The organism is Thalassoroseus sp. (genome assembly GCF_984380535.1).
This window is the reverse complement of sequence record NZ_CFHRBF010000001.1, coordinates 120,929-133,977: the sequence shown is the minus strand read 5'-3', so window position 1 is coordinate 133,977 and position 13,049 is coordinate 120,929. Positions and strand designations below refer to the sequence as shown.

General features: G+C 53.7%; 9 protein-coding genes. 6 read left to right on the top strand and 3 right to left on the bottom strand.

Features of this window, described 5'->3' with window-relative positions; genetic code table 11:
- Window positions 1-80 precede the first annotated feature (80 nt).
- Entirely contained in the window at window positions 81-803 is a 723-nt protein-coding gene (locus AC5DDB_RS00465; RefSeq protein WP_491737695.1) for a hypothetical protein, read from the top strand.
- A gap of 9 nt (window positions 804-812) precedes the next feature.
- Here AC5DDB_RS00465 and AC5DDB_RS00460 read toward each other — a convergent pair whose 3' ends face one another.
- Window positions 813-5,246: a PVC-type heme-binding CxxCH protein gene (locus AC5DDB_RS00460; RefSeq protein WP_491737694.1), complete on the bottom strand. Its 4,434-nt coding sequence runs from the start codon at window positions 5,244-5,246 to the stop codon at window positions 813-815.
- A 113-nt stretch (window positions 5,247-5,359) separates the two neighbouring features.
- A complete protein-coding gene (locus tag AC5DDB_RS00455) occupies window positions 5,360-5,587 on the bottom strand; it encodes a hypothetical protein (RefSeq protein ID WP_491737693.1) in 228 nt (75 codons plus the stop codon).
- Here AC5DDB_RS00455 and AC5DDB_RS00450 point away from each other — a divergent pair.
- From AC5DDB_RS00450 to AC5DDB_RS00430, 5 genes are all read left to right on the top strand, one after another.
- On the top strand, window positions 5,586-6,023 hold the full coding sequence (locus tag AC5DDB_RS00450) for a CsbD family protein (RefSeq protein ID WP_491737692.1): 438 nt from the start codon (window positions 5,586-5,588) through the stop codon (window positions 6,021-6,023). The genes AC5DDB_RS00455 and AC5DDB_RS00450 overlap by 2 nt on opposite strands.
- Before the next feature lie 65 nt (window positions 6,024-6,088).
- Entirely contained in the window at window positions 6,089-6,370 is a 282-nt protein-coding gene (locus AC5DDB_RS00445; RefSeq protein ID WP_491737691.1) for a hypothetical protein, read from the top strand.
- A gap of 71 nt (window positions 6,371-6,441) precedes the next feature.
- The gene (locus AC5DDB_RS00440) at window positions 6,442-6,900 is read left to right on the top strand and encodes a hypothetical protein (RefSeq protein ID WP_491737690.1); all 459 of its coding nucleotides are present in this window, start codon (window positions 6,442-6,444) and stop codon (window positions 6,898-6,900) included.
- Between the two features lie 146 nt (window positions 6,901-7,046).
- Window positions 7,047-7,556 (top strand): phage holin family protein, encoded by a 510-nt coding sequence (locus tag AC5DDB_RS00435; protein WP_491737689.1) that lies wholly within the window; start codon window positions 7,047-7,049, stop codon window positions 7,554-7,556.
- Window positions 7,557-8,001: 445 nt separating this feature from the next.
- The gene (locus tag AC5DDB_RS00430; protein WP_491737688.1) at window positions 8,002-9,177 is read left to right on the top strand and encodes an AI-2E family transporter; all 1,176 of its coding nucleotides are present in this window, start codon (window positions 8,002-8,004) and stop codon (window positions 9,175-9,177) included.
- 75 nt (window positions 9,178-9,252) lie between these two features.
- On the opposite strand, the gene AC5DDB_RS00425 is transcribed toward AC5DDB_RS00430, so the two are convergent.
- Window positions 9,253-12,939 (bottom strand): CheR family methyltransferase, encoded by a 3,687-nt coding sequence (locus AC5DDB_RS00425; RefSeq protein ID WP_491737687.1) that lies wholly within the window; start codon window positions 12,937-12,939, stop codon window positions 9,253-9,255.
- Window positions 12,940-13,049 lie beyond the last annotated feature (110 nt).

The following is a 13,049-nucleotide window of genomic DNA, read 5'->3' as shown; positions in this document are numbered from 1 at the left end:
GCATTTTCCGCTTGCACTATAATCAACGCGGAAAAACTGTGCCACAGTCCGGAACGATGGGAAGTTGGGAGATCAATATCGTGTCTGTATACCCCTGGCAACCGGACTCCTATCGGATCACGACGACCGAGCCAAGGTTCGCGGAAATCGCCGAGGAATTGTTTCCCCTCGTTTGCCGATTCGATTTCAACACCCCCGGGTTTGCCCTCGTCGATCTGGGAGCCGATTTCGGTTCGCGAAATTTACGCCGGGCGATGGTCGCGATGATTGCCGAGTTCGATCGCTTGTTCCAAGCCGTAAATGGCAGGCAGTTGGCTATGCGGTCGCTGACACGGTTCGATCAGCAAACCACCACGAAACCACATCGCGACGGTTCCGAGGAGGAGTCGGTACTGGTATTGGGCTACGAAGCCACGCCGATCGAAAGCCGATTGTTTATGAGCGATTTCAGCGTATGTGCTGGTTCCGAAGGACTATACCCGGCAGAGTTCCTGGAGAAATTCAACCCGATGTATTCTCGCGGGGCGAAGTTGTTGGCGCCATTCACGACGGAATTGACGGCGTTCGATCCGAGTCACTTCCAGATTGTGTTGGTCAACAATAGCAGCGCTAATGGGCGACTCGACGGCAAAACGTTGCAAGGTGTTTTGCATCACGCGGACGTTCCACACCCCCGCACCGACGCGCAGCGAATCATCAATTCTATTGTGCTGACACCCGGGCCGATTGACAGCAAAGAGAAACCGCTGCCGATCGAGGAGCGACAACGGTTCTTGGAGTCTAACGAACTCAGCGAATACTAAGCCGGTCGGTTACTCGCTGGGTGTGTCCTCGCTGCGGGTTTCGACGGTGACGGCCATCACGATGGGCGAGGTGGGATCGTCGCCGCTGATCAGTTCAATTTTTTCGATCGAATCCGGCCGCTGTGGTTTGATGTTGAGATACCGCACCTGTTGTCCCCCTTCGAGACGGAAGGCGAATTCTGAACCCGGGACGTCTACGCGACGAATGTAGTCAGCGAACTCTCGGCCATTGAGAAGGTCGTGGTCTTCGGTTTCTCCGTCGGCGTAATGCAGCCGGACGGTCATCGAGACCGTAGAACCCCGATGAGCTGGGAATCCCCAACCGCTGACGCCGCTGAGGAAGTGGATCACAGTTGCCGATGTGTTGCATGGCAGACTGACCGACTTGGGCATTCGTGGAGGTTGGCTCCCTTGCGGACCGTGCAGCAGAATGATGTTCCGTTGCCGACCGCCGTCAGGGTCGATCACCGAGAACGGAACATCATGGAAGGTTTTTGGCGACCAGTCCGCGAAAATCATCCGATCCAGACCGTTTGGGGCGGTGTGGAACAATGGTGTTGTGCTGATTGCGGTCGCGGCTTTCGCGAGCGGCAACTGTACAAACCGGCCTTTTTGTGTGAGGAATTCGAGCAGGTCCGTGAGTTCCTCAGCAGACATTTGCTTCTCGAAACCCTCGGGCATGATCGATTTCTTCGAAGCGATTAACTCTTCGATGTCTTCGCGAGGAATTGCGTGTCGTTTGCCTTCGGTGTCAACAAGTTCGACTGCCGTTCGCGATTCTGCCGCCAACATCCCGGTAAACACGCGGCCTTCACTTGTCAGTACCGTGTAGCTGCGGAAGTTGCCTTCGACGCTACGGCTCGGGTCGATGATGTTGGTTAGGAATTCGACTTTGGGATGCACCGCCATTCCGGTCAGTTCCGGGCCAACTTTCTGCCCTTCTTTGCCGTGCACGTGACATTTCGCACAATGCTTCTTGTACATTTCGAAGCCACGTTTCGCGTCCCCGTGTTGTTCCGTCACAGCAAGCAACGCCTGAAGGACTTTCTCGCGGTCGGGGTTGGGCAAACCACCACCCGCTTGCATCACCTTTTGCGCCGCTTCGCGGATTGCTTGATTCGGGTGATTGCCGAGTGCAGTTTGCTGATCAAGCGACAGATCCGAAAGTTGCACATCGCCGTCAGCCAGACCATCGACGAGTGTTTCGGTCCAATCCGGTCGGGACATCAACGTCTGTAGTGCAATCCGACGAACAGCGGGTGTTGCGTTCGGAACGAGTTCGACAAGCGTTTCGCCGACCTCCGAAACTTGGCTCCTCTGCGTTGCCGCGATCAGGGCTTCTGCAAGTGGCGGAGCAGTTCGCGGTGTGATGAGGTTCAACAGTTTTTTCGTCGCCTTCGCATCATTCGGACGAAAAGCAACGAGTTGTCGAGCTGCTGCCGATCGTTCTTCGAGGGACTTCGATTCGTCGCGGATCGATTTCAGAAACGCATTCACGATTTTCGTCACTTGTCCATCGAGAACCGAAGTACCCCAGCGACTCGCTAGGGAAACTAACGGCGGTACTGCGGTCGGCGGCAGTGTTTCGGCCAGATCGACGAGTTGCTTGGCATCCTCATGATACATCTCGCTCGCCCGGTTCGCAGGCCATCCACGTTCCAGGCCAACGATTGTCGCGGTAGCGAGTGTCGGATTCATGGAAACAAGATACTTGACGAACAACGGAGCATCAGTGCTCGACCCTCCGCGACCGATATGTTCGGCCGTGCGTTCGGTGATCGCGACGAGATCGGCTTGCGGTTCGCTCTTGAACTCGTACCTCGCGAGTTGCCGGAAGAAGTCGGTTCCCTGATTTGCGGCAGCACTGGTCAGGGCGTCAATCAGCCAACGATTGTTTCGTTGCTCGCGACTGACATGATTTGCCGCGTTGTTCGCGCTTGAGACCGTAGCAATTGCGGCATCTGGACTCGCCGGCAAATCTGCGAGTTTCAAGTAAGCCGCTAAGCGAACTTGGGCGTCTAGGTCATCGAATACACCGGATTCCGCCAGCGGGTCAATCGCTTGATCGTCGTTGGGGAGGACCTGAATCGCATTGCGTCGCACGCCGGCGGAGGGGTGTTTCAGTGCCGACTCAACGGCGTTTCTCACGGTTTGATCTTGGTCAATAACCCCAAGCCCTCGAAGCGTCTGCAACGCATGAATCGCCCCCGGATTCAGTCCGATGGCATCGTAACTTTGGTCCTGCACCAGCTTAACGAGTTGTGGAACGATGTCTGTTTCGCCGCGTTCGATCAGCAATCGTTGGGCGTGCAATCGCCATAACATGGTCGGATGAGTCAGGTACCGCACGAGTTTCTTTGGATCGGCAGTGTCGAGCGGTTCCCAGAGCATGGCGAAGTTCATCGGCTCTGTGGAAACAACACGGATAATGCGGCCGTGCTTTTTGTCTCGTAGATCTGTTTCATAAGCGTTGCCTTTGCCGGTTTTGAAACCACGCGGCGTGGGGTTATGTTGCACGATGTAGTTGTACCAATCGAGCACCCACACGCAGCCATCGGGACCAACTTCCGCCATGATCGGCGCGGCCCATTCGTCATCTGCAGCTACCAGATTGCACGGACTGTGGGACTTGAACGACGCTCCATCCCGATTCAACACGAATGTGCCGACCAGGTGTCCGGTTGGTCCGCAGACGAACGCCGTGCGGTTCCACCACTGCTCGGGATAGGCTCGTGCTGTGTATAGTGCGTGACCGGCACCGGCGGTGTAGCCACCGTGATGGTCGACTTGCCGCACTTTATCGGTGATCGGATCAAACAAGTGGGAGTCGGCGATGTAGTCGGCCATCAGATCGGGTGTCCAACCGCGAACTTTCTCATAATACCGATTGGGAATCGGCATGAAATAACTTGGGTAGTGGTTTGCGGTCGAGCCGAAAATCAAACCTTCTTCACTGATTCCCAGCCCCCACGTGTTGTTCGATGTCGAGCGGACAAATTCCAGCTCCGCGACCTTCGGTGGGTCGGCATTGTCGAGCCGAAAGCGAAAGAAACCCATGCGGAAGCCGGGTTGTTGTTCGCCGTTGATGATTGGTTTGGAGTCGTTGTAACCCTGCATCCCCCAGAACCAACCATCCAGGCCATAGCGAATGTTGCTGACGCCGCCGTGTGTGTCGCCGAGTTTCCAGTTGTCGATCAGTACGGTTTTGACGTCGGCTTTATCGTCGCCGTCGGTGTCTTTCAGGAAGAGTGTTTGGGTGCCGTTCTGCACAATCGCTCCACCCCGAGCGAACGCAATGGCCGTGGGAATCGAAAGGTTCTCCGCGAACACGGTGAACTTGTCGGCTTTGCCATCACGGTCCACATCTTCACAGATCCGAATGCGATCGCGTCCCCGGTTCTCGGGTTGCAATTCGTTGGGGTAATCGACGGTTTCACAAACCCAGAGTCGCCCGCGGTGATCCCAGTTCATCGAGATCGGTTTGCCACCGAGTTGCGGTTCGGCGGCGTGAAGTTGGAGTTCCATTCCGACTGGCGTGACGTAGTGTTTCAGTGACTCTTCCGGCGTCAATGGCTTCTGCATCAGACTTCGAGCTTCGCCCTGCGTGCCCCACTTTTCGCTCGCCGTGTAATTGGGGATTTTGGGGCCAACGTCGATGTACTCAAACTTCGGCAGACCATCCGGGACCTTGGTCATTTCCGGAGTTTCGAAGCGTTTTCGCTCTTTGTATTCCGCGATTTCAGAAAGATCGCGGTCGCAAGCCCAGCGGATTCCACGTTCGATCAGGTTGTGAAAACCAGGATGACTCCAGGTGCGGGCATCGTGTCCCCAAGCCGTGTAGAACACGCGACCGTTGCCGTGTGTTCGCACCCATGTCCACGGTTCCACTTCATTGCCATCCGCTTGCATACCGCCTGGACGGACTTCAAGAATCGTGCGATCGTTAGTGGTGCGATGATGGACGTAGGTCTCATCCCAACTTTCAAACCCACCGAAGCCCCGCATCAGCGGATGCTCGCCGTTCACGATTCTCGTCGAAACCGTGCCCGTGCCGTGCTTTTGGAACTGACCGCCAACTAATTCGATGTACTTCGGCGAATTTAGGAAACAATACGTCGCACAGTGCAACGGCACGAAACCTTTTCCGGACGCAACATACTGCAGCAACGCTGTTTCTTGTTCCGGCGTGATCGACTCGTGGTTCGCGTAAACGATAAGCCCATCGAACTGTGAAAGCGTTTCCGCATTGAGGGCTTTCGGTTCGTCGGTGTATTTCAGGGCAATATTGCGTTGCTCCATTACAGGAGCCAATTGCGCGAAGCGTTCAGCCGGCCGATGATGACCGTTGTCGCCCAGGAACAGAAGCCGAAGGGACTCGTCGGCCGCGATCACCGAAGAACTGGCCAGACAGCACATCCATGTCAAGAAGAAGTAGCGAAGCATGACAGAAACTCTTGAGAGAAATGAGTCGGCAGTGTGGTGCCACAATGTCTCGAACTGATGTCGATAACGGGATTCCTACAGAGTAGAGAAATATTGGCCGAAATCTCAAGTGTTCAAGAAATCCAAGCGGAAAACGCTGGGGAAATCGGCTGTTCGAACTGGCCATGAAATCGCTTGCTGGTTTGGTCTTCCCGGGACCACGGTGGTTGGAAGACGACCGTCATCGGAGGGCTGATCAGAAGATATTCCCGGCGAATCGCCTGTAGAAACCCTTCGGCATGGCGTTTGCTTCGGGCTTTAGCATCGTCCGCCAAATATCTCGCATTAGGAGAACAGAGCATGATTACTAGCGAAGAACTCAAGGGTAGTTGGAAGCAGTTGCGTGGTAAGGTCGAAGAGCGTTGGAGTCAGCTCTCTTCGAACGATCTCGACGAGGTCAATGGAAATGTCGATCAGTTGGTCGGCGTGCTTCAAAAGAAGACCGGACAAGCGCGGCAGACTATCGAACGCGAGCTGGACGAACTTCTGTCCGCGACGTCGAGCGGTGCCAGCGGAATGGCTGAGAAGTTGGGGGCCTACTCCAAAGAGGCGAACGAGTACGCGGCCCACGTCGCTGAGCAGGCTCGCGAGCAATACATGCGTATGGCTGGTGAAGTCCGCGACGGCTACAACCAAGCCGGCGACTATGTCAAGAAGCATCCAGCAGAATCCGTCGCTGCCGCGTTCGGTACCGGTCTGATCGCCGGTGTGATCCTGGGGCTTGTTGTCCGTCGATAGTCCGTCGTGCGTCTTGTTTGGCTCGTGTGTCGTCCTCGTTATCGTCTTAGAATGGAAGAAAACCAATGCATAATGGAACCGAAGCCGCAACACAACCTCGCCCGGCACAGTCGGAAAATGAAGCCGGCGGTAGCCAATATTCTCTTGATCGCATCTCGGAAGTCTGTCGCGAGCATCCCATGACTTCGCTCATGGTCGGGCTCGGTGTTGGTCTTGGCACCGGGTTGCTGATCGGAACTGTCCTTGGTGGAAGTTCACGATCATCGTCGAGTCACGCTTACTTCGACAAAATCAATCGACGAGTTTCCGAAGCACTTGCCGATGTCGTCCCACAGTCGTGGCGATAAATCGGTTCGTGTCCTGTTCGGTGTGATGTGTAATCGCCAGTCAGTTTGAAGTGCCCGCGGAGATTAGTGCAGTGAGTGAACTCGATCGAGCCACACAGATTCGCCGAAGCATGGCGTATGTGCGTCATGAACTCGATGAAGAGGCAAGTGATATCCGGGAGAGTGCACAAACACTTTCCGACTGGCATTACTACATCAAGAACTATCCATGGGCCTGTGTCGGTGCAGCAGCCGTGATCGGCTATCTTGTCGTGCCGCGTAAGCTAGTCATTGAGCGTCCCGATCCGGAGACGCTCGAGAAACTAGCACGCAAGAATCACCTAGTCGTCGATCGCAAGCCGGAGAAACAGGCAAAGTCAGGCTTGATAGGAACAGCGTTCAGTTTCGTCGGTGGCCTCGTACTGAAGACCGCAATGACACAATTGGGTCATCAGTTGGCGTCTGTCATGGATGGCTCGCGAAACCGCGGTAGTGCGGAAGATGCCGGTTCAGCCTATCAGTCTGCCGGCGGAAATTCGCAGGCAACATAATAACAAGCGACAGAGGAATCTGAGGATATGCAACACCGTTGGTCCGAACTCGCTGGCATTCGCCCCGAGCCAACATTTGATTCCAGTTCAGATGTCAAAGGCTCTTCGAAATCATCGTCTACTTTTAATCTAGAGTGGCTTGAACAATGTACCCGTCACAACATCGTCAAGAACCCCAGAACAGCACTCGGGATCGCGCTGCTTACGGGTCTACTGGCAGGCTACTGGGTGAAGAGGTAGACCGTCAGTACCGTCGCGGTTCACAGCCGTCTGGCGTATTTGAACAAATTCGTCATCTGGGCGTCGATTTTATTACCCTTGCCGAGTTACAAGGCGAATTGCTGCGTGTCGACAGTCGAGACGCCATGCGACAACTCGTCTGGCCGATCGTGCTATCGATCATTGGCATTGGTTTTATTGTCGGTTGTTTCCCTTTAGCTGTGTTTGGCGTGTCCTGGTGGTTGGCCGACAAAACCGAACTCACACTTGCAGGCGCATCACTTCTTGTGTCCGGTTGTGGACTTGTGATCTCTGCAGCCATTTTCTACGGAGCATGGCGAAGCCTGACCCGTGTCTGGGAATACTTCAACCGCTCGCGGGAAGAGTTTAAACAGAATCTTGATTGGGTTAAGCGAATGCTTGCTCAGCGTCATTGATCGTGGGCTAACAACGATCGACTTCATTTAAGAACTCAGCTTTACTAGTGGCATCATCCAAGTGATGTGCGTTGTACCGAACTGAAAGGATATATTCATGGTAAGTCATGCGACAGAGACGACGAAAACTCAATCGGCTCCATTGCCTCGCCCGGGGGAACCGCTTCATCCGGCGGATGATGTCGTCAATTATGTGAAATCATATGCTCGGCAAAACCCAGGAACCGCTGCCCTGTGGTGTTTTGGGGTTGGCTTTATCATTGGATGGAAGCTAAAGCCTTGGTAAGTCGTTTACCGTCAACTGTGATGGTGCCTTTTTGCATTTTTGCTAGACTCGAACCAACAGAGACTCAAATTGCAACGCAGACGCGAAGACGCCCATTAGGATTGTATTGAGAAATCCTGTAACCGTACTCGTGTTGGTATTGCAGAGGCGTATTAAACAATGAGTACGGGAAGCCCTGCGATTATGAAAGACTCTTCATCAACGTCGACGGTCGACTCCAAGACCGTCGACGTTGAGTCGTCTGTAGACCAAGAGACACCAAGCCACGTCGTTGGTGACGACAAAGACGTTGGAAACTGGAGTTGGGAGCCCGGTCAGCTGAGTCTCATGATTTTAGCTGGCTTGGCGATCCTTCACACACTTTACTTTGCGAAAGCCGTTCTGTTTCCGGTCTCACTCGCCTTTGTATTGTTCTTTCTGCTATCGCCAGTCGTTCGCTTTTTGACTCGCCTTTATGTTCCTGAAATTCTAGCGGCGACGATCGTCGTTCTTTCAGCGACCTTGCTTGTTGCATTGGCGGCATTAGCCCTCTTTGGTCCGGCATCAGACTGGGTCGCGGAAGCACCGGAGACACTGCAAAAGGCCCGGGAACGACTGAGTTTCCTGATAGAACCGATTACTCAAATGGACGCCGCCACTGATAAGGCCGCAGCACTAGCAACCGACGAAGAGGATGTCGAGAAAGTCGTTGTTAAGCAGCCGGGTGTTTCAAATGCTATCGTAAACACAACAGCTAATATCGCCGCCGCAACTGGTATTACATTCGTTATGTTGTTCATGATGCTCGCAATGAGTCATCGAACGTTGAATACTATTGTCGAACTTGTGCCAAATGTGAAAGATAAGCGGGCGGTTGTGGAGTTGGTTCGAGAAGTCGAACGCGGAATTTCTGGCTATCTCATTACGGTCTCAACGATCAATATTGTGTTGGGCATCGTCATTGGGATAGCGATGGCCCTAATCGGATTGCCTGACCCGTTGTTGCTCGGGATCATGGCGGGGACGTTAAACTTCATTCCGTTCATCGGCTGTTTTGCCGGGGCTGGTATCACGTTCTTGATCGCGATCGTATCTCTGGAATCGACCGGCATGGCTATGCTAGCTCCAGCGGTCTATATCGCGATTAACTCACTCGAAGGAAATGTGATCACGCCCATGATGCTTGGACGACGCATGGAACTCAATCCTGCAATCGTTTTCTTAGGCATCGTGATCTGGGGATGGGCTTGGGGCATTGGCGGTGCACTATTATCGGTCCCAATGCTAGGGATCCTGAAAATCACGTGCGATCACTTTGTCAAACTCAAACCCGTGGCGAGATTCTTAGCGGGCTAAAACGATTGATGTCTTAAATGACTAGTCTAGAGTCGATAGACATTATCGCACTGTAAGCAGTCCTCCAACGACGGCCTAGTCGGTTGAGTTTTCAACGGTGCCGTTTGGACGGGGGCGATGACGTCGACGTGCTTCAGTCATTGCCAAGGTGTGGCGAAGCTTGTTGATGTTTAATGGCTTGAGAATATGCTGGTCGAAACCGGCCTCGAACGCCCGCTGTTGATCATCAGGCTGTCCATATCCGGTCAACGCGATCAGGAACAGCGATTCAAAACGATCGTCGCTTCGGAGTCGTTGGGCAACGTCATAGCCAGACAGAATCGGCAAACCAATGTCGACAATAGCAATATCAGGTTGAGTCTTTTCGATCAGTTCCAGGCCTTGTTCTCCATCACTCGCGATGAAGACTTCGTGACCATCAAGACGAAGTAACGCCGCTAGCATTTCGCGATTATCCGGCAAATCGTCGACGATCACGATTTGACATGGCGCGACGTTCGCACACTCCTCGCTATCACTCGTGAAGTCTTTGGCTAGCGGATCTTGACTTAGCGGGATACGAACTTCAAATGTGCTGCCTTTTCCCGGGCCGTCACTACGAACATTCACCGTTCCGCCATGAAGTCCCACAACTGATTTCACAAGTAACAGGCCGATTCCTAAGCCACTTTCCGACTTGTTCATGAGGCGATCGGCTTGAACAAACAAATCAAAGATTCGATCGATGTCTTCAGCTTTGATACCAATGCCCGTATCTTGGACTTGCAGAACCGCATCATTTTCATCGGACGACAGCCGCAAACAAACACTCCCCCCACTTGGGGTAAACCGCGTCGCATTGGACAGCAAGTTCATGACGACTTGCTGAAGACGGACTGTGTCGCCGCTAACGTAAACGGGTTCCTCGGGAAGTTCCAAGTGGAAGTCGATATCTTTCAGCAAATGCGAGGCTGACTCGGCCCAATCGTTGACTCGTTCAGCAAGATCGAAAACTTGACTGTCCAATTCGAGTTTATGACTCGTAAGACGGGACACATCAAGGAGATCGTCGAGGAGTCGACTCATCTGCTCGACTTGTCTTGCGATCGTCTTCAGGGGGCGAAGACCCTCCTCCGGTTGTTTCAACTCGCGTTTGGCTAATTCCGTGGCATTGACGATAGCTCCCAAAGGATTTCGTAACTCATGCGAGACCATGGCAATGAATTGGTCTCGCCGGTCGAGAGCTTCCCTTAACTGATGTTGGATCTGTGAAAGATTCGAAATGTCATACAGCGTAATAATAACGCCATCAATCCGACCATCGGCACGATAGGGAAGCGTTCGCAACAATATTGTCGGACCGTCGTCCCGCATGATTTCATGCTCGCCCACCTCGCGTCCTTCCAGGGCGGCTTCCGCATCTTCGACCAACCGTGGGATCTCAATTTCGCGGGCAAAATGCTGAATCGGCAAGCCGACTTCATCGGGCTCAGTCCCTAACATCTCAGATGTCAGCGGAGTCCACTTACGAATTTTCAGGTTGCCATCGAGTAAGATCATGGCCACTCCGGTGCTTTCCACCAGATGGTCCATATCATTAGTAAGAACGGTCAAATCTTCGATGCGGTTTTGGTACTCCGCATTGACGGTGTGGAGTTCCTCGTTGACGGATTGCAGTTCTTCGTTCGTGCTTTGCAGTTCTTCGTTCGACGCATGGAGTTCCTCGTTCGATGCTTGCAACTCTTCGTTGCTAGCTTCGAGTTCCTCATTGCTTGCCTGCAGGTTCTCTTCACTTTGGCGAAGTTCTCGTTCGAGAGAGTGGACCCGTTCGTTAGAGACCTCGGTAGCGTTGTATTCGATTCCCCTTTCGACCAGCGAACTTGCATCGACTCGCGGTTCGAACTTGATGAGGTAGCAGTTCGATTCGGACTTTTCATCTGGAATCGGCGTGACACTCAACGTTAGAAATCCCGATTCCTCTTTATAAGACGGGATATTGCGATACTTCACGGTCGTTTTCTCGCGGATCGCCCGTTGCACAGCGGCGGCCACGGGCACCTTGAGAGAATCGATAATCAAGTCATCGACTTTCGACGAGAAGCTACCTTTCCGAAGTTGGACATAAGGCTCGACGTTGCCGAATAGGTGCAATACTTGGAAAGCCTCGTCTATCAGGAGACTCGCCGGCATATGGTCGGTGAGCAAACGATTGAATAACGCCGCCTTCTCGGGCTCGTGGGACTCTTTTTTCTCGAGTCGTCCGATGACTGGCTTCGGCTTGCGGAGTTCCCTGGTGAATCGCAAGTCCACGGGGATTTGTACATTCCGTCGCTTTTGGAACATCCGCCAGCGACCGTTGACGGTGCTAAACTCCGATTCGAAATCCGCCAGCGTTTCGCTCGGTCCGAGCCACAGATAGCCTTTGTGTTTCAGCCCGAAGTGAAAGAACGACAGGACGCGATGCTGCGCATCGGTATCAAGGTAAATCAACAAATTTCGACAGGTCACCAGATCGAGTTTGGTGAATGGCGCGTTCTTGAGGATGTCGTGACGCGTAAACACAACCCGCTGACGCAGAAAGTCGGCCACACGGTAGCTGTCGTTGGTCTGGTTGAAGAATCGTTCCTTGCGTTCTTCGGAAACTCCCTGTAGGGCGGCTTCCGGGTAAACCCCCCGACTCGCCTGTGCCACGCTATCTTCGTGGACATCGGTGGCAAGAACCACGAAACTGCCACGACGATTTCGTTCGTCCGACAGTTCGGACAGCAAAATCGCGACCGAATAAGCCTCTTCACCCGATGCACAGCCTGCGACCCAAACACGGATTTGTTCGTCATCATTCGCGTTGTCGAAGATACGTGGGAGAACATGCTCGCCCAGTTGAGCAAAGGCATCTTCATCGCGAAAGAAATGTGTGACGCCGATCAGTAGGTCCCGATACAGTGCGTTGCGTTCGGCCACATTGTGCTCGAGTTTCTCGACGTATCCTTCAATCGAACGACAGTTTTGCATCGAAATGCGTCGTTCAATTCGGCGGAGCACTGTACCCGGCTTGTAATGGCCGAAATCAAGGTTGTGATCGTTTTGCAAGAGATCGAAGATTCGGTCGACTCCTTCCCGTTTCACCGGCGGTTGCTTTGGTGGTTCCTCGTCTCGCGGAATTTCGGAATCTGACGCTTCGTGGCCGATGATGGCGACCAACAAATCTTTGGCATCTCGAACACCATCGATGCAACCCGTTGCAATCGAGGCTTCCGGCATCCCTGCGAATTGCGCTGAATCGATGGACTCGGCGAACGCACGTCCCCCGGCTGCATGGATCGCGCGGACTCCCTTCGAACCGTCTGAACCGGTCCCGGAAAGCACAACCCCCACCGCTTGAGACCCATAACATTCGGCGAGCGACTCGAACAACAAGTCGATCGCATGAGGGGTTTCGTTCTGACGGTGTTGCTTCGTGACCCGAAAGTTTCCGTCGTGAACGGTCAACTGCGCTCCAGGCGGCGCGATGTAGACGGTGTCAGCTTCCAGCGGTTCGTTATCGTCTGGGGTGCGAATCGGCAGCTTCGTATTCCGCGCGAGCAACTCGTCCATGTAGCTCTTATGATTGGGCGAGAGGTGCTGCATGATCACATAGGCGAACCCGGTGCCCAATCTGGTTTGCTCCAGAAACCGGCCCAGCGATTGCAATCCCCCAGCGGACGCACCGATTCCAATAACCTGACACGGAGGGTTATGATGGTCTGACGTGTCTGATGATGAAGCGTGTCCAAGCAGGCTCATTGTGGTGACGTCGAAAGTTGAAGATGCGAGTTATTTGTACCGAATTTGCGTGAGCCAATCTGGGGTCATCGATACATATGTCGTGTTTTCCCTGGGCAGCGGGATGCATC